We start from the raw sequence: 22,553 nt of genomic DNA, 5'->3' as shown, positions 1-22,553 counted from the left end.
AATTCCGCGGCGGATGACGCCTTCGGCTCATCCGCTCTACGATCTCGCGTTACCGTCCGCCGGGGTAATTCGGGCTTTCACGGGTGATGGTCACGTCGTGGACGTGACTTTCCCGCAGGCCTGCGCTGGTGATGCGGACGAATTCCGCCTTCTCGGAGAATTCGGCCAGCGTCTTGGCGCCGACATAACCCATGGCGGCACGCAGGCCGCCGGCGAGCTGGTGAACCACATTGCCCACCGGGCCTTTATAGGCCACCTGCCCCTCGATGCCTTCCGGCACCAATTTCAAGGTATCCTTGATGTCCTGCTGGAAATAGCGGTCGGCCGAGCCGCGGGCCATGGCCCCCACCGACCCCATACCGCGATAGGCCTTATAGGAGCGGCCCTGCCACAGGAACACTTCGCCGGGGGTTTCGTCGGTACCTGCCAGCAGCGAACCGACCATGGCGATGTCAGCACCGGCAGCCAGCGCCTTGGCGAGGTCGCCTGAGAACTTGATGCCGCCGTCGGCGATCACGGGGATGTCGGCCTTCTTGGCCGCTTCCACCGCATCCATGATGGCGGTGAGCTGTGGCACGCCGACGCCGGCCACGATGCGCGTGGTGCAGATCGAGCCCGGGCCGATACCGACTTTCACGGCGTCAGCGCCGGCATCGATCAGCGCCTGGGTCGCTTCGGTGGTGGCGACATTGCCGGCGATGACCTGCACGGCATTGGAAATGCGCTTGATGCGGTTCACCGCTTCCAGCACGCGGGTAGAGTGGCCATGCGCGGTATCGACGACCACGATATCCACGCCGGCATCGATCAGGCGCTCGGTGCGCTCAAAACCACCGTCACCGACGGTGGTCGCAGCCGCCACACGCAGACGGCCCTGGGCGTCCTTGCTCGCCAGCGGATGCGCGACGGCCTTGTCCATGTCCTTCACGGTGATCAGGCCGACGCAGCGATACTGGTCATCGACGACAAGCAGCTTCTCGATGCGATGCTTGTGCAGCATGCGCTTGGCTTCGTCCTGGCTCACGCCCTGACGCACCGTCACGAGATTTTCGTGGGTCATCAGCTCGGAGATCTTCTGATCCGGATTGGTGGCAAAACGAACATCGCGATTGGTGAGGATGCCGACCAGCTTGCCGGGAACGTTCGGGCTTGCGCCGGTGACCACCGGAATGCCCGAGAAACCGTGCTCGTTCATCAGGGCCAGCGCTTCGGAGAGCTTGGCATCCGGACCGATGGTGAGCGGATTCACCACCATGCCGCTCTCATACTTCTTCACCTGGCGGACCTGCGCGGCCTGCCCTTCCGGATCGAAATTGCGATGGATGACGCCAAGACCGCCGGCCTGCGCCATAGCAATCGCCATTCTGGCTTCGGTGACGGTATCCATGGCCGAGGCCATGATCGGAATATTTAAAGCGACGCTGCGTGTGGCGCGCGAGCGGATATCGGCATCGGACGGTAGGATGTCCGACAGGCCGGGCTTCAGCAGCACGTCATCGAAGGTGAAAGCTTCGCGTATCTTGGGGGCGACTGCCATGGCCAACTCCGTATCAAGCGGCTGGAAGCCGCGCTTGGGGCTGAGGATGCACCAAAGAGGCGGCGGTGCATCACCGTCGCCGACTCGGAGCCTCAACATAGGATTGGCGGTGGTCGATAGCATGCTGCCCTGCGGAATCAAAGCGTTTGGCAGCCATGCACAGGGATATTTCAAGGACGGTACCCCGTGGCCCAGCTCAAGCCGTGGAGTTCACAGGACCGTCATCGGGCCGGCTTGCGGGATGATGGCCGCCCCTGCGACATGATGTTAAAGCCCGGCGGCGAGTTGCTGAAAGAATCGAGAAGAATTCAAGCCACCTGGATCGGAATTAACTGCCGCATGATGACCAAGGAACGCCTGATCCCGCTGATCGTCGCCGCGGCCCTGTTCATGGAGAACATGGACTCCACGGTGATCGCAACTTCGCTGCCGGCGATCGCCGCCGATATCGGCACCAGCCCGCTGACGCTGAAACTGGCGATCACCTCCTATCTGCTCTCCCTCGCCGTCTTCATCCCCGCCTCCGGCTGGACCGCCGACCGCTTCGGTGCACGCACCGTTTTTTCGGTCGCCATCGGCGTCTTCATGATCGGCTCGATCGGTTGCGCCATCTCATCATCGGTGACGCATTTCGTCATCGCCCGCATCATCCAGGGCCTCGGTGGCGCGATGATGACGCCGGTGGGACGTCTCGTGCTGGTGCGCTCCATCGATAAGGCCGGCCTCGTCAATGCCATGGCCTGGATGTCCATCCCCGCGCTGATCGGCCCGGTGATCGGACCGCCGCTCGGCGGCTTCATCACCACCTATGCCTCGTGGCACTGGATCTTCCTGATCAACATCCCGATCGGCTTTCTCGGCATCTATCTCGCGCAGCGCTATATCGATCCGATCAAGTCGGACAATCCCGAGCGCTTCGATCTGCTCGGCCTCGTGCTGGCCGGCGTCGGCCTTGCCGGCATCGCCTTCGGCCTTTCTGTCGCGGGGCTCAATCTGCTGCCATGGGAAATCGTCACCGCACTGCTGGTGGTCGGCACCATCTCGATGACGCTGTATCTCATCCATGCCAAGCGAACGGCATCGCCGGTGCTGGATTTCTCGCTGATGCGCTACGCCACGCTGCGCGCCGCAATCATCGGTGGCTTCCTGTTCCGTCTTGGCATCGGCGCGCTGCCGTTCCTGCTGCCGCTCATGATGCAGATCGGCTTCGGCCTGTCACCGTTCCAGTCCGGCCTCGTCACCTTCGGCTCTGCGGTCGGCGCCATGGGCATGAAGACGCTGGCGACGCGCATCATCCGTGCCTTCGGATTCCGTAATGTGATGACCGTCAATGCGGTGGTGAGCTCGGTCTTCCTTGCCGTCTGCGCGCTGTTCACGATCTCGACGCCGCTGACCTTGATCCTGTTGATCCTGATCGTCGGCGGCTTCTTCCGCTCGCTCGAATTCACCGCGATCAACACGGTGGCCTTCGCCGAGGTTGAACCGGCACAACTCAGCCGCGCGACCACGCTGACCGCTGTAGCCCAGCAGCTGTCGATCTCAGCGGGTGTCGCCATCGGTGCCTTCAGCGTCGAAAGCACCATGATCTTGCGCGGCATGACCGAATTGTCGGCCGACGATTTTGCCCCGGCCTTCCTTGTGGTGTCGCTGATCTCGGCGACATCGGCCTGGTTCTTCTGGCAAATGCCAGCCGACGCCGGTGCGGAAATCGCCGGCCGCAAGGCCGTGGAGATCGCCAGCCGCAAAGGCGAGAAGAAAGGCGCCGAACACGCGGCCGCAAAAGCTGCCAGCGAGACCACGGAAGATACGCGGGACCAGCGGCTGGGGTAAGGCTTGCTCCGACCGTCCGAGACCGCGTCACCGAAGGCGCTGTCTCTCTCTCTTTGAATCGGCGATATCAGTACTTCGCCTTCACCGGCAATCCCGTCGGGGCCGAGTTGAATGCGTAGTTGATACCGAAGCGGCCGCCATAGTTCGTCGTGCCGTTCTGACCGAACTGGGCATTGAAAGCGGCAAGACCGGTCCAGTCGCGCGCAATCGTCACCGTCGTGCCGACCACGGCACTCGCCCAATCGCGGCCGAACTGCACGATAGGCATCGAATAGCTGGGCGCAGTGATCGATGTCAGCGAGGCGGTGACGGTCCGGTTCGCCGTGTCGTCGAATTCGTGATTCCACGTGACCTGCGCGAACGGTCGCCAGTTGCCGTAATCGACGGCCGCGCGATAGCCGAGCGCCGACACCGTCGAGGTGCGGCCGATATTCGAGAATGCGAGACTGGTGAAGCTGCCGGTTTCGGTGAAGGCATCGATACCGACCGACTGCACTTCGACGCCGGCGACCGGGCCGTGGGTGATCGCCCCCTGGCGGAAATCGTAACCGGTCAGCGCGGCAAAGGAGAAGTTTCTGCCGTGGGTATTGCCGCTGTTGCTATCGAAGGTGATGCCCAGCGGAACGACGCGGTTGACGTCATATTTCTGCCAGCCGAAGCTCATGATCGCATTGGCCCACAGGCTGTCGGCCCGTACGGCACCGAACACGGTCGCCGCCACTTCCTGCTGACGGAAGCCGCCCCCCGACGTGAAGGTCGGGTCGAACTGTCCGAGCGTCACGGCGGCGCCGATCAATGCGTTGCTGCTGAACGTGTAGCTGCCGCCCAGCGTGCCCGAGATCGGCGTCGAGGGATCGCCGGGGAAGCCGGGCGAGCTGTTGTTGAGCTTCAGCGACGACACATCGCCGTTGAACCACACGTTGAAGCCGGGCGTCGCACGACGCTGGGTGATATCGATCTGCTCCTGGATGCCGAGCGTGACGCCGCGACGGGCTTGAATGGTGCTCTCGGTCAGGAACGAGATCTGGCTCGGAGCGACGATCAGGCTGTAGTAGTAGTCCGCTTGGATCTTCTGGCCTGCAGGCGACAGATGCAAGTTGTCGGAGAACAGATTGGTCTGTAACGCGTCGGCGGATGTGAGATAGGCGGCGCCGTTCACGCCGCCCACGGGTGATGTCGAAGGCGTGCAGTAGAGACCGTAACCGGAATAGCCGCCTTGCGGCGGACGACATGCCGAGGACGAGGGCACTGGTGTCGGGAATGTCACGCCGACAGGCGCCGGGCCGCGCGCAGCGGAGGTCAATCCGAAGCGCACAGGATTGGCCATGACAGCCTGAATCATTGCGACCTGATCGGCAGGGATGAAGTTGACGCCGGCGGCAGCGAGGTTCTGGTAGATCGTCGTGTTGAGCACATCGTTGCGTTGGAGATTGGGAACGAGGATGTAACGCGCCCCGGCGTTTCTGAGTGCCGTGACGGCATTCGAAAAGATGCCGGCCTGCTGAACCAGGTTGACGCCGGGCTGGCCGACATCGTTGCTGCCAGCGCTGATCACATACAGCGCATTGGAATTCGCGACCCCGCCGGTCGAGGCCAGATAATTGGTCATCTGCTGCGTGATGCTCGGCGTCGCCGCGGCGAAACCAAACGCATTGGGACTAGCGATTCTTGCTCCTGAGACTGCGTAGTTCGTCCCGGTGGCGGAGACGCCTTGCGAGATATCTGCCAGGCCGAAGCGTGCCGCCAGAATGTCTGTATTCATGATACCGCCTGATGGCGTCATGGATGCGCCGTTGTTGCGCGCCGCCGTGAAATGGAGGTCGCCCCCGTTCAGCTTGAAATAGCCGCTGTCGAGCAGGCTGGGTCCGAAAACGATGAACTGATTGAACGTTTGCGCCGACGCCGAGGTCGCGAATATTGTTGAGGCGAGCAACGCGATACGAAAGGACGAATTCATGAAATTTCCCACCAATCAAATCAGGCAGAGCAATATCGATCCGCAGTTCTAGACGGTATTTTGGCTCGCGAAGACGATGCGGCGTCGTCTTCTGTCGAAGTCCGGCCGCCCTCAACATCGTTGCTAGAACTTCGCCTTCACCGGCAATTCCATCGGGGCGGAGTTGAATGCGTAGTTGATACCGAAGCGGCCGCCATAGTTCGTCGTGCCGTTCTGACCGAACTGGGCATTGAAAGCGGCAAGACCGGTCCAGTCGCGCGCAATCGTCACCGTCGTGCCGACCACGGCACTCGCCCAATCGCGGCCGAACTGCACGATGGGCATCGAATAGCTAGGCGCGGTAATCGATGTCAGCGTGGCCGTGACGGTCCGGTTCGCCGTGTCGTCGAATTCGTGATTCCACGTGACCTGCGCGAACGGTCGCCAGTTGCCGTAATCGACGGCCGCGCGATAGCCGAGCGCCGACACCGTCGAGGTGCGGCCGATATTCGAGAATGCGAGACTGGTGAAGCTGCCGGTTTCGGTGAAGGCATCGATACCGACCGACTGCACTTCGACGCCGGCGACCGGGCCGTGGGTGATCGCCCCCTGGCGGAAATCGTAACCGGTCAGCGCGGCAAAGGAGAAGTTTCTGCCGTGGGTATTGCCGCTGTTGCTATCGAAGGTGATGCCGAGCGGGACCACGCGGTTGACGTCATATTTCTGCCAGCCGAAGCTCATGATCGCATTGGCCCACAGGCTGTCGGCCCGTACGGCACCGAACACGGTCGCCGCCACTTCCTGCTGACGGAAGCCGCCCCCCGACGTGAAGGTCGGGTCGAACTGTCCGAGCGTCACGGCGGCGCCGATCAATGCGTTGCTGCTGAACGTGTAGCTGCCGCCCAGCGTGCCCGAGATCGGCGTCGAGGGATCGCCGGGGAAGCCGGGCGAGCTGTTGTTGAGCTTCAGCGACGACACGTCGCCATTGAACCACACGTTGAAGCCGGGCGTCGCACGGCGCTGGGTGATATCGATCTGCTCCTGGATGCCGAGCGTGACGCCGCGACGGGCTTGAATGGTGCTCTCGGTCAGGAACGAGATCTGGCTCGGAGCGACGATCAGACTGTAGATGTAGTCCGACTGGATCTTCTGACCGGCCGGCGAGAAATGCTGATCGTCGGAATACAGGCTCGTCTGCAGCGAATTCTGCGCGTTCAGATAGGCCGTGGCGCTGACCCCCGCCCCCACCGGCGTGGTGCTGGGAATACAATACAGCCCGAAACCGGCGCCGTTGGCAGTATTCAGATTGTTGGCCGTATGACAGCCGGCTGTCTGGTTGGTGCTGCCGAGCACCATCGGCCGCACCGATGTAAATCCGAAGCGTGCGGGATCGCTGAGGACGGCAAGGCGCATGGCATTGACGTCAGCGGGAATGAAGTTGACGCCATTGTTCGCCAGTGCGTTCCAGATTCCCTGCGTCAGGGCCGTCGGCCGCGCGTTCGACGATGCATAGTTGGGCACCACGATGTAACGCGCACCGGCACGGCTCAGGCTGGTGATGGTCCTGACATAATCCGTGGCGATGGGAGTAATGGCAGCCAGATACGCGGCCTGAGACAGCGTTGCAAAGGCCGTGAGATCGTTGGCACCGCCGCTGATGAGATACAAGGCGTTGGGATTGGCCTGTCCGCCATTGGCCGCCAGATATGTATTGATCTGCTGCACGATGCTGGGGCTGGTGCCGCCGCCGAGGTTCGGCAAATCGATGCGGGCGCCGGCGACTGCGTAGTTGGTGCCGCCCCCAGGGGCGCTGGACGTCGTGGCCGTCAACCCGAACGCCTCCGCCAGATATTGCGAATTCATCATCCCGGCGGATGGCGTGATCGTGCCGCCGTTCTGACGAGCAGCCTCAAAGCGTGGCTCGGCTCCGTTGCCGCGCGCGACATATTTGAAATAGCCGCTATCGATCGAACTATCACCGAAACCGATGAACTGGGTAAAGGTCTGCGCGGAGGCCGGTGTGACGGCAATGGCCGAAGCCAGAACGGTCGAGGCCAAAAGTGCAATGCGGAGCGACGAATCCATGAATCCCCCAGGTAATACGTAAAGTAGACAGCCAATGAACTGCGCTTAGCGCGCGGTGGGTTCGGTGGTCGTACCCCAGTTGGGGTAGCTTGCTTCTATTTCATGGCGGTGTGACTGAGCTGCATCATGCTGGCGACGGCATCTCCCTCACGGTGCCAGGCGGCGCAACAACATCAGCAGTTCCTGCTGGCGATGGGTCTGCGTTTTCATCAGAACGCGCTTGAGATGCGTCCGCGCCGTTTCCACGGAAATCGACATCCGCGCCGCCACGTCGGACAGCGGCAATTCCTGCTCCAGATGCAAGGCGAGCATGGCTTCGGTTTCGGTCAGGCCGAACACTCTGGTCAGGGTCTCTGGCGCCGTCGGTGCGCCGCGCGCATCGGGATCGGAGACCAGCAACAGGATCGCGCCCCGAGCGAACACTGAGGCGGCGATGCCTTCCAGCTTGATGGCGCGCAGGATCAGCGGCCGCTTGCCGCGGCGATGAACCAACGCGAGATCACGTTGCGGAATCTGCGCCACTTGTCCCGGCCGATGCGAAGCGATCAATGCTTCGAGTTCGGCATTGTCGGGCGGATACATCGACCGCAATTCGCGGCGATGCAATTCGAGCCCGTGTCCGATCAGATCCTGTGCTTTCTGGTTATGGCGCACCACAAGGCCGGCATGGTCGATCAGGAAGCTGGCGCAGCCGATCGCCTGATAGGCGTCGAGCGCCCCCACAGCGCTCGCATAAGACAGGCTGCGCGCGATGGCCGCCGCCTGGCTGAGCGGCTTGGCAAACCTGACGAGATCATCCTGCGCCGCGCGGTCGAAAAAACCGTGGCGATCGCCGCGCTCGAAAACAAGGCACCATTCATCGACCGGATCGAGAAAGCCTACCACAGCCGACCAGTTGCAGTCATAGCGCGCAAGCAGGCCGCGATAGTAGTCGGAAGACGCAAGTTCTTCGGGGCTGGCAAAATCCTGGTCGACAAAAATCCCGCGCAGCGGAATCATCGGAAGACCGCGTTGTCTTTCGTCGCGTTCGTGCCAGCCATCGCGGAAATAGGCTTCGAGCGCCTCGGTCAGAGATTGCGAATGCGGCGTCCCCGGGCTTTGCCCCTTGACGGGAAGCAGCACCGCGCCCGTGGCCCCGGCGTATTCGCCGAGGAGATCCATGGTCGCGGTCCAGCGCGACGGATCGACTGCCGCATCCAGCAGAGACCGCGACGCCTGTTCGAAGGAGATTCTGGTGTTGCTCATGGCGCGGGCTATAAGCGCCGGGGCGTCAAACCAGCGTCAAAGCGGGGTGATGCGGCACAAAATGCTGCAAATCACCTCATTCAAGCGCCCGCACCGCCCGGAACGCCTCGACCATCTGGTCTTTCGCCTCCTGGTAACGTGGATCCGCCGTGCGGCCACCGCGCAGCTTCATGACCTCCGGCGTATAGTTCGGGCTGAGCTGCCGCGCCTTGATTGCTGCGGCGCGGGCTTCATCGAGCCGGTTGGCCCGAAACAGAGCCACCGCATATAGCGCCTGAATGCGCCCCACAGTCGGATTGCCGGTCACAGCCGTGCCGAGATACTGCGCGGCTTCCGGATAGTGTCCCGCGACCAGGGCGGTCTCCCCGGCGATATAGGCCGTCTCGGCAGCGGCCAGATCGGGCAGAAGATTGGGTGTGGCCTCCTGCATCAGGCGATAGCCCTCCTGCAGCCGTCCGAGGAAGATCATGATATGGGCATACTGCGCTGCAGCATTCCAATGCGCGGGGTCGAGCCGGACAGATTGCTCGAAATTGCCGAGCGCCTGCTCGAAATTGGTTTGCAGCTTGTTCAACATGCCTTCCTTGAAGGCGATGTCGGACGAGTTCGGCACTAACGGCTTCACGCGAATCAGCAGGTCGCTGATCGCAGCGATATCCTCGGCGCGCTGCGGACTGGCGTTTCGCGCCACCCGGAGAATGAGGCAATCGGACAGTTCGAGCAGCGCGATCACATTGGTCGGGTCTTCCGCGAGGACCTCCTTGTATAACGTGATGGCCGTCAGATCCTCGGTGCCTAGCCGGGTTTGCAATTGGGCCGCGCGGCCGCGCCAGAGTTTTGCTGGCACCGAACTGGCGCGCGCCAGCAATCTGGCCTGATGCAGTACGATTTCGGACGTTACATACCCGTAGAGTTCGCGTGCGAACTTGGTTGGAGGCCCAAGGTTCGCAGGAATCGAACCCGACCATATGGTTTCGTTGCTGCGGGTGGCCGTCAGGTGAACGTCGATACGCGCGACCGGAGCGGCGGATACGAACTGCGCACTGATACGATAATCGGGCCGTCTAGCTGGTGCATGGGTGAATTCGATCAGTGTTACCCTGTTGTTACGCGAAAACGCCAGCGAGGCTTCGCTGGTGAGCGCGCGGATCAGCTCCTGATTGCCCGGATCGCCGCCGCTGATGGGGGCGAGTGAAACCGACACACGGCCATAGCGCCGGTCGTCGATGCTTCGGTCACCGGGCCAGCCCCATATGACGACACCGACGACGGCCGCGATCAACAACGTCAGCAACCCGCCGGCAGCCAGCACGATCCCACGCCGGCCGGTGCGTGGCACGGTTCCCGCCACACGGGCCACAACCACTGCATCCTCATCCGCTGTAACCGACGCGGTCTCCGGCAGGTCCCGCAATTCGTCGATCAGCTTGAACGTTGCAGGCTCCGGCCGCACGGCGAGTTCTTCGCGCAGCAGAATACGAAAGGCCTCGAAACGCTGCATCGCAGCCGCCCGCCCGGACACCACGGCCTCGAGCCCGATGATCAGGCGATGGGTTTCCTCGCGGATCGGATTGATGGCCAGCAGCGCGTTCGCCTGGATCAGGGCCTCCTGATGCCGGCCGTCGCGCTCCAGCGCCTTGACGAGGCGATCGTGCAGAACGATCGCACGATCCATGACGCGCTGGCGCTCCTCGCGCAGCCAGTCGTCAAAAGCGGGTTCGCCGATTTCCAGCCCGGTGCCGAACGCCCCCTGATAGGCCGAACAGACCCGCATCAGATCGGCGATGTCCGCATCGTCCGGTAATTGCAGCAGATCAAGGCAATCGGCATCGACGAGTTCGCACGCCAGCCGGACGATCTTGTCATCGGATTGCAGCAGGCCGTCGCCATTTACCTGGATTCGGCGCAGGCTGCTCAGCGCTTGCCGCAGGCTTTGCCGCGCCTGTTCATCGGCGTTATCGCCCCACAACAGGCCCGCCAACATCACACGATCGGCCGTGCAGCGCGGCGCCATCACGAGATAAGTCAGCAGGGCGCGGGCTTTGCGGGACGTAACAGGTATTTGAGCACCGGAACGGCCGTCCAGCAACGCGAACAGGCCAAGCAGCGTGAGCGAGAACGATCGCGCCTGATATGGCGTGTCCCTCCCTCCTCTGACCGGCTCCTGAACAAATGACGTCTGGTCGTCCATACAGCATCAAACCGGCACGATCACGCCGACCGCCATGAACGCCAGTACAACCGCCATGGCCCGCAATGACCCATCATTATGCAATGTCTCAGCATATTGCCGGACCGGTACATGATCAATCCGGGATACCCCATTTGGGGCAACGCAACCGGAGCGTCTGCCAGGCCAACCGGCGCGATACCGACAAACAAAAGCCCCCGGCGTGACGAATGCCGGGGGCAGGAGGTGTTGAATGGTGAATTGGCTCAACTCCCCGACATTGAACGCTTAAGGCTCTGCCGGCATCCCCCATTCGGGTGATGCTCGCGCATTTTAGTCTGAGAACACGGCCGGCCCCAATACGCCCCTAGGCGTCGGTGCCAGCGTCGCCAGGGCCGCCGCGAAATCCCATCGCCAGCACGTAACGTTCGGAGGAATCCTTGCGGCTCGATGCCGGCTTCACATGTTTCACCGTAGCGAAGTCGCGCTTGAGCTGGGTCATCAGGGCAGCGTCGGCACCGCTCTGGAACACTTTTGCGATAAAGGTGCCGCCAGGCTTGAGCACATCGGCAGCGAAGGCGGCGGCGTCCTCGACGAGGCCGACGATACGGAGTTGATCGGTCTTGCGATGACCGGTGGTGTTGGCCGCCATGTCGGACATCACGACATCCGCGAGGCCGCCCATCATCGCTTTCAGGCGGTCCGGCGCATCGGCGTCGAGAAAGTTCATCTGCGTGAAGGTGACACCGACGATCTCCGGCATTTCCAGGAGGTCGATGGCAACCACCTGCCCTTTCCCTTCGGCCGAACCGACACGTTTCGCGGCAATCTGGCTCCAGCCACCGGGCGCTGCGCCGAGATCGACCACCGAGGCTCCCGGCTTCAGGAAGCGGTGCTTGTCGTCCATCTCGATGATCTTGTAGGCCGCGCGCGAACGCAGGCCGTCTTTCTTGGCCTGTTGCACATAGGGATCGTTGAGCTGGCGCTCGAGCCAGAGTTTTGACGACAGTTTCAGCCTGCCGGCACTCTTGACCTGGACGCGCATGCGGCCGGTGCTGTCTTTTGCCATCGGTACAATTGCTTGCCTGAGATAATTGCCGGTCTCTTAGCATGACCGGCGCAAAAGCCGAACGCCTTACGACGTCCTGATCACCCCGTCCTCACGCATCATTTCCACCAGCATGCCCTCGCGGAGCCCGCGATCAGCAACCCGCAGGCGTGGCAACGGGAATGCATTCCGGATCGCATCGAGGATAGCGCAACCACACAGGACGAGATCGGCGCGATCGGGGCCGATGCACTGGTTTGCCGCCCGCTCGGCATAGCTCAACCCCATCAGCTTTACGATGGTCGCGTCGAGTTCGGCATTGTCGAGCCAGATGCCGTCGATGCGGCGACGGTCGTAGCGCAGCAGGCCCTGATGGATGCCGGCCAGTGTCGTCACCGTACCGGAGGTGCCGAGCAGATGCATGCCGTCGAGATCGAGGCCATGCTCGGCGGCGAAGGGCGCGACGTGCTGAGCAACCTCGGCGACCATCAAATCGTAGGATTCGCGCGTGACATTCTTGCCGCCGAATTTTTCGGCCAATGTCACCACACCGAGCGGGATCGACATCCATGCCTTAATCAGCGGCACACCGTTCGGATCGGCCGCATTGCGCTCGATCCGAACCAGTTCCGACGAACCACCGCCGATATCGAACAGAATAGCTCCACGCCCTTTGGGATCGATCAGCGGCGAGCAACCGATCACGGCGAGGCCGGCCTCGGTCTCGCGGTCGATGATCTCCAGCGTAATGCCGGTGGCATCCGCGACTCGGCCGAGAAATTCATCGGAATTCGACGCCGCGCGACAGGCTTCCGTCGCGATCAGACGCAGCCGCGTGGCCTCACGAGCGCGAATCTTGTCACGGCAGATCGAGAGCGCCGAGATGGCACGATTGATCGCGGCATCGGATATCAAGCCCGACGTCGATACACCCTCACCGAGACGGATGATCCGCGAAAACGAATCGATCACGCGAAAGCTGTCGCCGGTAGGCGCGGCAATCAGCAAGCGGCAATTATTGGTGCCCAGATCGAGCGCGGCGTAGACGGCTGGATTGGCCGCGTCGCTCGCGCGCGCAGCCACCATGGCCCCTTGCTCCGATCCCTGCACGTCGATCGGCTCCGGCGAAGCACGGAGCCGCGTGGTGTCATCCATTAAATCGGTCTTTCCGCGGCTTTTCGCCGACATGGAAACCATTCTCACGGAAACTTTAGCAGGGCACGAGATTGGCGCAACCGTCGCACCGGCCCCATGCCCAATCGGACGTTGTGACGTTCTGTCAGGCGTCCTATTTCAGGTTATCGCCGGTGGATCGCGAGCCCACCGGTCCCCGACAGTCAAATGGACGCCCCCATGCAGGATTTTACCGGCTCCCGCGACAATTCCATTGCAATGCAGAAATACGGGGTCGGCCAGCCCGTTCGGCGGAAAGAGGATGACACGCTGGTGCGCGGCAAGGGTCGCTATACCGACGATCTCCATTTGCCCGGCCAACTCTATGCCTGGGTCGTCCGCAGCTCCCATGCCCATGGCGTGATCCGCAAGATCGACGCCGAGGCGGCCAAGGCGATGCCTGGCGTGCGAGGTGTCTGGACCGGCGCGGATATCGCCGCTGCCGGTTACAAGCCGTTCACCGTCGGCATTCCGCTGAAGAACCGTGATGGCTCGCCGCTGCTGCAAACCAATCGGCAGGCACTGATGACCGACCGCGTGCGTTATGTCGGCGATCCCGTCGCTTTCGTCGTCGCCGAAACCTTGGCGCAGGCGCGCGATGCGGGAGAGGCCATCGAGCTCGATATCGATCCATTGCCGGCGGTGACATCGGCCGAGGATGCGGCGAAGCCCGGCGCGCCGCAACTCTATCCGCACATTCCGAACAATGTCGCGCTCGATTATCACTACGGCGATACTGATGCGATCGATGCGGCCTTCGCTTCGGCCGCGCATGTGACAAAGCTCGATATCGAGAACACCCGCGTTGCGGTCGTCTCGATGGAGCCGCGTTGCGCCCTGGCATCTTATGACAAGAAGAGCGAGCGTTATATCCTTCAGGTGCCTACCCAAGGCGTCGCCGGCAATCGCGCGACGCTGGCCCGGCATCTCGACGTGCCCGCGGAAAAAGTGCGCATTCTCACCGGCAATGTCGGCGGCTCTTTCGGGATGAAGAATGTCAGCTATCCCGAATATATCTGCCTGCTGCATGCAGCGAAGGAATTGGGCAAGCCCGTGAGATGGCTGGACGAGCGCTCGTCCAGCTTTCTCTCCGACAGCCATGGCCGCTCGCAACAGATTCATGCCGAGCTGGCGCTGGACAAGGACGGCAAGTTCCTCGCCGTGCGCGTTTCCGGCTATGGCAATCTCGGCGCCTATATCACCGGCGTATCGCCGTTACCGCTGTCTCTGAACACCGGCAAGAACCTGCCGAGCGTCTATCGCACACCACTGGTCGGCGTCGATGTGAAATGCGTCGTCACGAACACCACGCTGATGGGCGCCTATCGCGGCGCCGGCCGACCCGAGGCCAACTATTTTATGGAGCGCCTGATCGACTGCGCAGCGGACGAGATGGGCATCGATCGCCTGACGCTGCGGAAGCGCAATTTCATCAAGCCGTCGCAACTTCCGTTCGCGGCGGCGTCGGGTGTCACGTATGACAGCGGCGATTTCCAGGGCGTGTTCGAGAAGGCCCTGACGATTTCCGATCATGCCGGCTTTGCCAAGCGCAAGCGCGAGGCCAGGAAAAACGGCAAGCTGCGCGGCATCGCCGTTGGCTCCTATCTCGAAGTCACCGCGCCCCCCTCGCCCGAACTTGGTAAAGTCACGTTCGAGCCGGATGGCACGGTGACCGTCACGACGGGTACGCTAGACTACGGCCAGGGTCATGCGACGCCGTTCGCACAGGTGTTGTCGGAGCGGCTCGGCGTGCCGTTCGACGCGATCCGCCTGCAACAGAATGACAGCGATCTGGTGCGCATGGGCAATGGCACCGGCGGCTCGCGCTCGATCACCGCATCGGGCCAGGCAATCATCGAGGCATCCGATCTCGTCATCGCCAAGGGCAAGAGCGCGGCCGCGCATCTGATGGAGGCGTCCGAGGCAGATATTGAATTCGCCGATGGCCGTTTCACCATTGCCGGCACCGACCGTTTCATCGACATCATGGAGCTGTCGCAACGGATGCGTAACGGCCAGCTACCCGAAGGTGTGCCGACGTCGCTCGATGTGGATCACACCGGCAGCGATGTGCAGTCGACATTTCCCAATGGCTGCCATGTCGCGGAAGTCGAGATTGATCCCGACACTGGCGCGCTCACCATCGCGCGGTACAGTGCCGTCAACGATTTCGGCACCATCGTCAATCCGATGATCGTCGCCGGTCAACTGCATGGCGGCGTCGCGCAGGGCATAGGCCAAGCGCTGATGGAGAAAGTCAGCTACGACGCCTCGGGTCAACCGATCACCGGTTCCTTCATGGATTACGCGATGCCGCGCGCCGGCGACATTCCGCCGATGCTGATCGGCGATCATCCGTCGCCCGCGAAAACCAATCCGCTGGGCAGCAAGGGCTGCGGCGAAGCGGGCTGTGCGGGCAGCCTCGCCACAGTGGTCAATGCGGCGGTGGACGCGCTGAGGGATTATGGCGTGACGCATCTCGATATGCCGCTGACGCCCGAGCGCATCTGGCGCACGATCCAAAATGCGAAGAGCGCGGCCTTATAAGGTCTCGATCGCAGCACAATGCGGCCATCCGCAAAGGTGGCGTTCACGCGGCAAAACCACACCTAGAGACCAGTGTAACCCGCTTTCACCGGATCGTTGCTGCCATCGCGCTCGCGCAAATAGGTCAGGCCGCAAACCGTAAGCCGCTGCATGTCGGTCTCGCCGCCATCGAACAGCGATTGCACATACTCTGTAACTTTGATGCGCGCTTCCTCGCTCGCTCCTTCGGCGCGATTGGCCATAAGGTTGTAAGCCTGCATGATACGGTCGATAGCGAGTTGCATGTGTCGTTCCCCTTAGACGGCAGTGCGATGGGTGCCGGACAGCTTCACCTCGCGTTCGACAGCCTGGAATTGCGCGATCGCTCGATTGGCGAGACGGAGCTTGTTGTCCTCGCCGCGATGAAACATCTGCACGATCATTTCGAGCAGCCGATCATTGGTGACGTAAGTGTCCGGGATGACGCCGGAGCGCCGCAGGAAGTTTGCGGCGATCGCATAAGCATCGCCCACTGCCTCGACATTCATCACTTTCAGACCGCGTTCGACCAACATGGCACCGATCTCCGTTGCAAAGATAAGTCATGCCTGGGAACTTGGTTCCATTGCGGGAAGTTCATTTCCCAAATCAGGGCACGGAATCGCGCAGATATGGGAAATGCCCACATTGCGCGATGAATATCACTCTGGCACCTGCGCCACACGATCCATGCGATCGCATATCTAAACAAGAAAGGCGCCCGTTGAGGGCGCCTTTATCGTTTCAATCAGCCGCATGCCTCTTGTGTGCATTTCGGCTTTGCTTTCGGAGGGCAAAATCCGTCAGCGACAGTGTCCGGCCTGGAGGTTCGGAATGCTAAACTCTTAGAGGCGATACAGGATCTGGTCGGTCCAGAAGCGCTCGAGGCGGTGCAGCGACTTGTTGAGGGTCGCGAATTCCTCGTTCGAGATGCCGCCGACCTGCTCCACCGTCTTCACATGCTTGGCATAGAGCGCCTCGACGATGTGGCGGATTTCCTGGCCTTGCGCAGTCAAGCGGATGCGGACCGAGCGACGATCGACGCGCGAACGCTGATGATCGAGGAAGCCGAGCTCGACGAGCTTCTTCAGATTGTAAGAAACGTTGGAGCCGAGATAGTAGCCACGGGTGCGCAGCTCGCCGGCGGTCAATTCCTTGTCGCCGATATTGTAGAGCAGCAGCGCCTGCACCGAGTTGATGTCGGCACGGCCGCGACGGTCGAACTCGTCCTTGATGACGTCGAGCAGACGGCGATGCAGCCGTTCAACCAGCGTCAGGGCTTCGAGATACAGCGGCTGAACCGGAGCCTGGCCGGGAACGAGATCGACGCTTTCCACCGTCGCAACGGACTTCATCATGACACTACCCCTGCTGTCGTTTTTATCGACTTATTCGACGAAACTTGTGTCCCGCCTGATAGGTCCAACTTAAGCGGTGGCTTTGAAGAAGCGCCTAAAAAAGACAATAAAGAGATCATGAATTTGCGAGAGTGAATCGTCGATTAAGTCTACAAAAACAGCGCTTTTTACAGGTTTTGATTCACGCTGAAGCGATGATGTTGCCATCATGTTCGCGCTCCTGTGCTGATGCGGGACAGGATCGTTCAAATGCGAAAGATTGGGGTAAGATTCCTCACCGGCCCGTTAGGGTGACCGAGACCTTACCGGGGTTAATGGGAGTAAATTTCTGAGAGTTTGAAGGATTTGGGCCACCAGCCGCTCTCCTTGTCAAAGGCAGCTTGCGGCCATCCTTCGAGACGCGGCCGAAAAGGGCCGCTCCTCAGGATGAGGGAAGCGTATAGGGCGCGCGCCGTAGAAGACCCTCATGGTGAGGAGCCCGCGAAGCGGGCGTCTCGAACCATGCAGGCCGAACACTATCCGCGCGAGAACTTACGCCACGCCCCTCGCCCGGCCTTCCCAATAAGGCGCGCGCAGGGCCTTGCGATCGATCTTGCCGAGGCCTGTCACTGGAATTTCCGCGACGAAGTCGATGCTCTTTGGCGACCACGGTGCGCCGCGTTTGTCCTTCACATGCGCCTGCAATTCCTCGGCGGAATTATTGGCACCGTTCTTAAGTACGACGAAGGCCTTCACTGCCTCGCCCCATTTCGGATCGGGGATGCCAATCACGGCCGCGGAGGCAACAGCATGATGCGCCATCAGCGCGTCCTCTACCTCACGAGGATAGATATTGAAGCCGCCGGAGATGATCATGTCCTTGGTGCGATCAACGATATAGAAGAAACCGTCAGCGTCCTTTATCGCGACGTCGCCGGTATGCAGCCAGCCGCCGCGGAAGACTTCCTCGGTCGCGTCGGGACGCTTCCAGTAACCATCCATCACCAGCGAGCCGCGCACACAGATTTCTCCAGGCTCCCCTGTCGCAACTTCGTTGAGCTCGCTGTCGAGCAGCTTCACTTCCACCATCGGGTTGGCGCGGCCGCAGGAGCCGAGCCGGCCGGGCTTGCTGTCGTCGTGATCGATCTTGCGCATCGTCGTAATGATCTGCGGCGCTTCGGTCTGGCCATAAAGCTGCACGAACACATTGCCGAAAATGCGCACGCCCTCGCGCAGGCGATCCGGCGACATCGGCGCAGCGCCATAGACAATCATATCGAGTGACGACGTATCGTATTTTTTGCGCAGCTCCTCCGCATCGATCAAGGCGTAGATCAGCGTGGGGACGAGGAAAGTCGCGGTGATCTTCTCTTCATGCACCACGCGTAGATAGGTCTCGGCGTCAAAGCCCTGCACGAGGCGGGTGAAGCCGCCGCGCAGCATCACCGGGAAAATAGTGATCCCTGCAGCGTGGCTGATCGGCGTGGCGGCGAGATAGCGGATGTCCCGCGGCCAATCCCAGTCGGCGACGATCGCAAGGCACATGGCGACGACCACGCGATGCGGATTCATTACGCCCTTGGAGCGGCCGGTGGTGCCGCCGGTATAAGAGAGCCAGCAGATGTCATCGACATGGCTATCGTCGACCAGCGGCTCAGGCTGGATGGCGGGCAGCTCCTTGAGGAGATCGCGCACGTCATCCACGGCGCCGAAGGAATAGAGATGCTTGAGGCTGGGCACGCGCGCCTTCAGCGCCTTGCCGCGTTCGGCGAATTTGCCGCCTTCGACGATCAGTACATCGATCTCGGCATCCTCGACGATGAAAGCGTGGTCGTCCTCGGCTGCCATCGGATGCAGCGGCGTATAGCGGATGCCCATGATGGCGGCGGCGGAAATGGCGGCCCAGGTCTCGGCGCGGTTGCCGGACAGCACGGACAGGCCGCTCTTTTTGGTCAGGCCAAGGCTACGAAACAGGCCGATAAAGCGCGCGACCACATCGCCATATTCGCGATAGGTCCAGCGCGAGGTGCCGTCCGCAATGGCAGGCTGATCGGCATAACGGGCGATGGCGCTGATGAGAAGGCTCCCGACGGTCCCGCCGGAACGAAGATGGCTCACTGGTTTCTCCCTTTGATGCGGACCGTTCTTTTCCGTGCGGTCTCTGCTTCGCCTTAGCTGTCATTCCGGGCGACCGCGCTCGTTGCGCGGGCGAACCCGGAACGACAGAAGTCTATGGCGGCCGTTCCTTTGCCGCCATCCATGCCAGCACAAGATAGGCTGCAAGAAACGCAGCCTGTAGGCCGACCACGATGAGATTGCCCCCATAGATGGTCGGAAACATCAGCTCGATCACCGCCATGGACACCACGGTGGTGAGCCAGACCACCGCTCCCCACGGGGTCGCCAGCCAAAGGCCGACGGCACTGACCAGCTCGATGACGGCGAAGTAGATGGTGGCGGACTGCCATGCCATGGACTGGGCCTCGAAAGCCTCGTCCTCGGTGCCCACAAAGCCGGTCACCTGAGCCCAGTGATAGAGGCCCTGCAACATGGAGACGATGGCCATGATCCGCAGGAACAACACCAGGCGGCGTGTCCAGACATTTTCGTCGCTCTCGATCCGCTCGGACGAGATCGCGGCCACCGACATGGCATGATCGCGCGCGGCGGCGTCGCGTGGCGTCTGGTCAGCCAAGGGCGGCCCCCTGCCGGACGGCCGGGATCTCGAGATGGAACAAGGCGCTCGGGCGATTCATGGGGCTTTTGTGACCCGTCAGGCCCGCGAAATCAATGTGTGAACGCTCACTCACGCACAACCGCCACATGCAGCCGACTTGGACGACGGCAAGGGGAAATGCTAAGCTTGGAACAAGTCCAATTTACAGCACCATAGATGAAGTGGTCGGTTCAGGAGACGGTATCATGGCGATCAAGTTCGGGCGGCCCATCGAATTGCGTGAACAAGCACCCCGCTCGTCCGTTTATGACGCCCCCTCGCTCGGCCTCACCACTCGCCCGCGCCGCAACCGCAAGAGCGAATGGGCACGCCGGCTGGTGCGCGAAAACACGGTCACGACCGACGACCTGATCTGGCCGTTGTTCGTGGTCGAAGGCCACGATGCGCGCACGCCGATCGCCTCCATGCCGGGCGTGGAACGGCTGACCGTGGATCAGGTGGTGCGCGAGGCCGAGCGCGCCGTGAAACTCGATATCCCCTGCCTCGCGCTGTTCCCCTATACCGACCCGTCGCTGCGCGACGAGACCGGCTCCGAAGCCTGGAATGGCGAGAACCTGGTTTGCCAGTCGGTTCGCGCGATCAAGAAGGAATTCCCCGATCTCGGCGTGCTCTGCGACGTCGCGCTCGATCCCTATACCAGCCACGGCCATGACGGCCTGCTGCAGGGCGGACGCATCCTCAATGACGAGACCGTCGCCGTGCTGGTGCGCCAGGCGCTGGTGCAGGCGGAAGCCGGCTGCGACGTGATCGCGCCCTCGGACATGATGGACGGCCGCGTCGGCGCCATCCGCGAGGCGCTGGATGAAGCCGGTTTCGGCGATGTGCAGATCATGGCCTATGCGGCGAAATATGCCTCGGCCTTCTATGGCCCGTTCCGCGACGCCATCGGCTCCGCCAAGACGCTGAATGGCGACAAGCGCACCTACCAGATGGACAGCGCCAATTCGGACGAAGCGATCCGCGAGGTCGAGCTCGATCTGGCCGAAGGCGCAGACATGGTGATGGTGAAGCCGGGCATGCCCTATCTCGATATCGTCCGCCGCGTGAAGGACACGTTTGCGGTGCCGACCTTCGCCTATCAGGTGTCCGGCGAATACGCGATGATCATGGGGGCCATCAACAATGGCTGGCTCGACCGCGACCGCGTGATCATGGAGAGCCTCGTCGCCTTCAAACGCGCCGGCGCCGATGGCGTGCTGACTTATTTCGCGCCGGAAGCGGCGGAACGGATCAAGGCCGGGCGGTAATGGTCGCCATCGTCATTGCGAGTAGCGCAGCGACGAAGCAATGCAGTCTTCCTTCGCGGGCTTCTGGATTGCTTCGTCGCCTTCCGGGCTCCTCGCAATGACGAGGTATAAATTGCCGCCCTTGTCCCTTCCCTCGATCATCTCCATGTGATCGTCCGTGAAGATGCCAATGGAGGAATGCATCCATGTCCGACACCGGTCCGCGTTACGGCAGCACGCAAGGTGACACCTGGCGCAGCAATGGCACGCCGCCGCGCAGCCATGCTTTCGATCCCTACGCCCAGCCTGAACTGTTCCACGGCGTGCTGGCGCGGCGCATCGTCGCTTTTCTGGTCGATGTCGTGGTGATCTCGATTCCGATTATCCTTGCCGTGATTTTCATCTCGGTATTCGGCCTTATTACCTTCGGCATCGGCTGGGGTCTGTTCTGGCTGATCTCTCCGGCCACGGTGATCTGGCCGATCGTATATTACGGCATGTCGCTGGGCGGACCGCATTCCGCCACCTGGGGCATGCGGATGATGGACCTGCAGCTGCGCACCTTCTCAGGTACCCCGGGCTATTTCGTACTCGGCTGCGCCCATGCGGTACTGTTCTGGGCTTCGGTGTCGCTGCTGACACCGCTGGTACTGATCGTCGGCCTGCTTAATGGCCGCCGGCAGCTGCTGCATGACCTCGTGCTGGGAACCGTGGTGGTGAACGCGTCCGTGGCCCGGGCGCAGGTCGGCTACGCCAGCTGAATTCGGCCGCGATCAAGCGGGCTGATGGGCAAATTCATTGACCGTTAGCCCGGTCGGCGCAATGCTGTGAGAAGTTGTTTCGGAGCCCGACCGCCGCCTTGACCCAGCACTCCCGCGACACCCCGCAATTCTATCTGACGGCGCCGTCGCCATGCCCGTATCTGCCGGGTCGACAGGAGCGCAAGGTGTTCACACACCTGGTGGGCGACAAGGCCGGCGATCTGAACGACCTCCTGACCCATGGCGGCTTCCGCCGCAGCCAGTCGATCGCGTACCGACCGGCCTGCGACCAGTGCCGTGCCTGCGTGTCGGTGCGGGTTGTCGCCAATGAATTCCGGCCGTCGCGAAACTTCCGCAAGGTGCAGGCGCGCAATGCCGACGTAATCGGCGAACAGCGCAGTGCGGTGCCGACCTCCGAACAGTATTCGGTGTTCCGCGCCTATCTCGACCAGCGCCATCGCCTAGGCGGCATGGCGGACATGACCGTGCTCGATTATGCGATGATGGTGGAAGACTCCCATGTGGAAACCCGCATCATCGAATATCGCCGTCGCGGCCCCGACAGCGGCATCACCGGCCGCGGCGAGGACCTGCTCGCGGTGGCGCTCACGGATGTGCTGAGCGACGGACTGTCGATGGTCTATTCGTTCTTCGAGCCCGGCGAGGAAAGCCGTTCGCTCGGGACCTATATGATCCTCGATCACATCGACCGTGCCAAGAAGATGGGCCTGCCCTATGTCTATCTCGGCTACTGGATCGAGGGATCCAAGAAAATGGATTACAAGGGGCGATATTTGCCGCAACAGCGGCTGGCCCCGTCCGGCTGGCTGCGGGTGGATGAAAACGGTGAGATGTTTGGCGAGCCGGAGGAGTAGCTCGCAGCCGTAGGATGGGTAGAGCGTA

General features: G+C 61.9%; 18 protein-coding genes. 5 read left to right on the top strand and 13 right to left on the bottom strand.

Annotation, left to right across the window (positions count from 1 at the left end; genetic code table 11):
- Positions 1-49 precede the first annotated feature (49 nt).
- Positions 50-1,537 (bottom strand): IMP dehydrogenase, encoded by a 1,488-nt coding sequence (gene guaB / locus E0H22_RS11895; RefSeq protein ID WP_233025838.1) that lies wholly within the window; start codon positions 1,535-1,537, stop codon positions 50-52.
- Positions 1,538-1,876: 339 nt separating this feature from the next.
- On the opposite strand from guaB, the gene E0H22_RS11890 reads away from it, so the two are divergent.
- Positions 1,877-3,367, top strand: a complete 1,491-nt coding sequence (locus E0H22_RS11890; protein WP_233025837.1) for a DHA2 family efflux MFS transporter permease subunit — start codon at positions 1,877-1,879, stop codon at positions 3,365-3,367.
- Between the two features lie 67 nt (positions 3,368-3,434).
- Here the strand turns inward: E0H22_RS11890 and E0H22_RS11885 are convergent, their stop codons facing one another.
- The 6 genes from E0H22_RS11885 to E0H22_RS11860 form a co-directional block, all read right to left on the bottom strand.
- Positions 3,435-5,324: an autotransporter outer membrane beta-barrel domain-containing protein gene (locus tag E0H22_RS11885; RefSeq protein WP_233025836.1), complete on the bottom strand. Its 1,890-nt coding sequence runs from the start codon at positions 5,322-5,324 to the stop codon at positions 3,435-3,437.
- Positions 5,325-5,447: 123 nt separating this feature from the next.
- Positions 5,448-7,388 (bottom strand): autotransporter outer membrane beta-barrel domain-containing protein, encoded by a 1,941-nt coding sequence (locus E0H22_RS11880; RefSeq protein ID WP_233025835.1) that lies wholly within the window; start codon positions 7,386-7,388, stop codon positions 5,448-5,450.
- Between the two features lie 147 nt (positions 7,389-7,535).
- On the bottom strand, positions 7,536-8,633 hold the full coding sequence (locus E0H22_RS11875) for a helix-turn-helix transcriptional regulator (protein ID WP_233025834.1): 1,098 nt from the start codon (positions 8,631-8,633) through the stop codon (positions 7,536-7,538).
- Positions 8,634-8,709: 76 nt separating this feature from the next.
- On the bottom strand, positions 8,710-10,824 hold the full coding sequence (locus E0H22_RS11870; protein WP_233025833.1) for an AfsR/SARP family transcriptional regulator: 2,115 nt from the start codon (positions 10,822-10,824) through the stop codon (positions 8,710-8,712).
- A 346-nt stretch (positions 10,825-11,170) separates the two neighbouring features.
- Positions 11,171-11,872, bottom strand: a complete 702-nt coding sequence (locus E0H22_RS11865; protein WP_233025832.1) for an RlmE family RNA methyltransferase — start codon at positions 11,870-11,872, stop codon at positions 11,171-11,173.
- Between the two features lie 66 nt (positions 11,873-11,938).
- Entirely contained in the window at positions 11,939-12,937 is a 999-nt protein-coding gene (locus tag E0H22_RS11860) for a Ppx/GppA phosphatase family protein (RefSeq protein WP_233026318.1), read from the bottom strand.
- Positions 12,938-13,204: 267 nt separating this feature from the next.
- Between E0H22_RS11860 and E0H22_RS11855 the strand changes: the two genes are divergently transcribed.
- On the top strand, positions 13,205-15,571 hold the full coding sequence (locus E0H22_RS11855) for a xanthine dehydrogenase family protein molybdopterin-binding subunit (protein WP_233025831.1): 2,367 nt from the start codon (positions 13,205-13,207) through the stop codon (positions 15,569-15,571).
- A gap of 62 nt (positions 15,572-15,633) precedes the next feature.
- Here E0H22_RS11855 and E0H22_RS11850 read toward each other — a convergent pair whose 3' ends face one another.
- The 5 genes from E0H22_RS11850 to E0H22_RS11830 form a co-directional block, all read right to left on the bottom strand.
- Positions 15,634-15,855: a hypothetical protein gene (locus tag E0H22_RS11850; RefSeq protein WP_233025830.1), complete on the bottom strand. Its 222-nt coding sequence runs from the start codon at positions 15,853-15,855 to the stop codon at positions 15,634-15,636.
- Positions 15,856-15,867: 12 nt separating this feature from the next.
- Positions 15,868-16,125: a hypothetical protein gene (locus E0H22_RS11845; protein WP_233025829.1), complete on the bottom strand. Its 258-nt coding sequence runs from the start codon at positions 16,123-16,125 to the stop codon at positions 15,868-15,870.
- A 309-nt stretch (positions 16,126-16,434) separates the two neighbouring features.
- Entirely contained in the window at positions 16,435-16,947 is a 513-nt protein-coding gene (gene ldtR, locus E0H22_RS11840; protein ID WP_233025828.1) for a transcriptional regulator LdtR, read from the bottom strand.
- 531 nt (positions 16,948-17,478) lie between these two features.
- A complete protein-coding gene (locus E0H22_RS11835) occupies positions 17,479-19,044 on the bottom strand; it encodes an AMP-binding protein (protein WP_233025827.1) in 1,566 nt (521 codons plus the stop codon).
- A gap of 112 nt (positions 19,045-19,156) precedes the next feature.
- On the bottom strand, positions 19,157-19,576 hold the full coding sequence (locus E0H22_RS11830) for a DUF6163 family protein (protein WP_233026317.1): 420 nt from the start codon (positions 19,574-19,576) through the stop codon (positions 19,157-19,159).
- 272 nt (positions 19,577-19,848) lie between these two features.
- Here E0H22_RS11830 and hemB point away from each other — a divergent pair, with 272 nt between their 5' ends.
- Positions 19,849-20,910 (top strand): porphobilinogen synthase, encoded by a 1,062-nt coding sequence (gene hemB, locus E0H22_RS11825; protein ID WP_233025826.1) that lies wholly within the window; start codon positions 19,849-19,851, stop codon positions 20,908-20,910.
- Positions 20,911-20,922: 12 nt separating this feature from the next.
- Here hemB and E0H22_RS25930 read toward each other — a convergent pair whose 3' ends face one another.
- Positions 20,923-21,057 (bottom strand): hypothetical protein, encoded by a 135-nt coding sequence (locus E0H22_RS25930; protein WP_283818821.1) that lies wholly within the window; start codon positions 21,055-21,057, stop codon positions 20,923-20,925.
- A 38-nt stretch (positions 21,058-21,095) separates the two neighbouring features.
- Here E0H22_RS25930 and E0H22_RS11820 point away from each other — a divergent pair, with 38 nt between their 5' ends.
- Entirely contained in the window at positions 21,096-21,650 is a 555-nt protein-coding gene (locus E0H22_RS11820; protein WP_233025825.1) for an RDD family protein, read from the top strand.
- 98 nt (positions 21,651-21,748) lie between these two features.
- Entirely contained in the window at positions 21,749-22,525 is a 777-nt protein-coding gene (locus E0H22_RS11815; RefSeq protein WP_233025824.1) for an arginyltransferase, read from the top strand.
- The last annotated feature ends 28 nt before the right edge of the window (positions 22,526-22,553 follow it).

Source organism: Rhodopseudomonas boonkerdii (assembly GCF_021184025.1).
In the GTDB taxonomy this organism is placed as follows: Bacteria; Pseudomonadota; Alphaproteobacteria; order Rhizobiales; family Xanthobacteraceae; genus Tardiphaga; species Tardiphaga boonkerdii.
The sequence above is the reverse complement of the archived record's forward strand: the minus strand, read 5'-3'. Positions and strand labels throughout refer to the sequence as shown.

Bases quoted from the DNA above. Each gene is read 5' to 3' on its own strand.
- E0H22_RS11870 (WP_233025833.1), bottom strand. From the start codon at position 10,824: ATGGACGACCAGACGTCATTTGTTCAGGAGCCGGTCAGAGGAGGGAGG.
- hemB (WP_233025826.1), top strand. From the start codon at position 19,849: ATGGCGATCAAGTTCGGGCGGCCCATCGAATTGCGTGAACAAGCACCC.
- E0H22_RS11845 (WP_233025829.1), bottom strand. From the start codon at position 16,125: ATGTTGGTCGAACGCGGTCTGAAAGTGATGAATGTCGAGGCAGTGGGC.
- E0H22_RS11880 (WP_233025835.1), bottom strand. From the start codon at position 7,388: ATGGATTCGTCGCTCCGCATTGCACTTTTGGCCTCGACCGTTCTGGCT.
- E0H22_RS11890 (WP_233025837.1), top strand. From the start codon at position 1,877: ATGATGACCAAGGAACGCCTGATCCCGCTGATCGTCGCCGCGGCCCTG.
- E0H22_RS11855 (WP_233025831.1), top strand. From the start codon at position 13,205: ATGCAGGATTTTACCGGCTCCCGCGACAATTCCATTGCAATGCAGAAA.
- E0H22_RS11830 (WP_233026317.1), bottom strand. From the start codon at position 19,576: ATGTCGGTGGCCGCGATCTCGTCCGAGCGGATCGAGAGCGACGAAAAT.
- E0H22_RS11850 (WP_233025830.1), bottom strand. From the start codon at position 15,855: ATGCAACTCGCTATCGACCGTATCATGCAGGCTTACAACCTTATGGCC.
- E0H22_RS11875 (WP_233025834.1), bottom strand. From the start codon at position 8,633: ATGAGCAACACCAGAATCTCCTTCGAACAGGCGTCGCGGTCTCTGCTG.
- E0H22_RS25930 (WP_283818821.1), bottom strand. From the start codon at position 21,057: ATGGAGATGATCGAGGGAAGGGACAAGGGCGGCAATTTATACCTCGTC.
- E0H22_RS11860 (WP_233026318.1), bottom strand. From the start codon at position 12,937: ATGGTGGCTGCGCGCGCGAGCGACGCGGCCAATCCAGCCGTCTACGCC.
- E0H22_RS11820 (WP_233025825.1), top strand. From the start codon at position 21,096: ATGTCCGACACCGGTCCGCGTTACGGCAGCACGCAAGGTGACACCTGG.
- E0H22_RS11865 (WP_233025832.1), bottom strand. From the start codon at position 11,872: ATGGCAAAAGACAGCACCGGCCGCATGCGCGTCCAGGTCAAGAGTGCC.
- E0H22_RS11885 (WP_233025836.1), bottom strand. From the start codon at position 5,324: ATGAATTCGTCCTTTCGTATCGCGTTGCTCGCCTCAACAATATTCGCG.
- guaB (WP_233025838.1), bottom strand. From the start codon at position 1,537: ATGGCAGTCGCCCCCAAGATACGCGAAGCTTTCACCTTCGATGACGTG.
- ldtR (WP_233025828.1), bottom strand. From the start codon at position 16,947: ATGATGAAGTCCGTTGCGACGGTGGAAAGCGTCGATCTCGTTCCCGGC.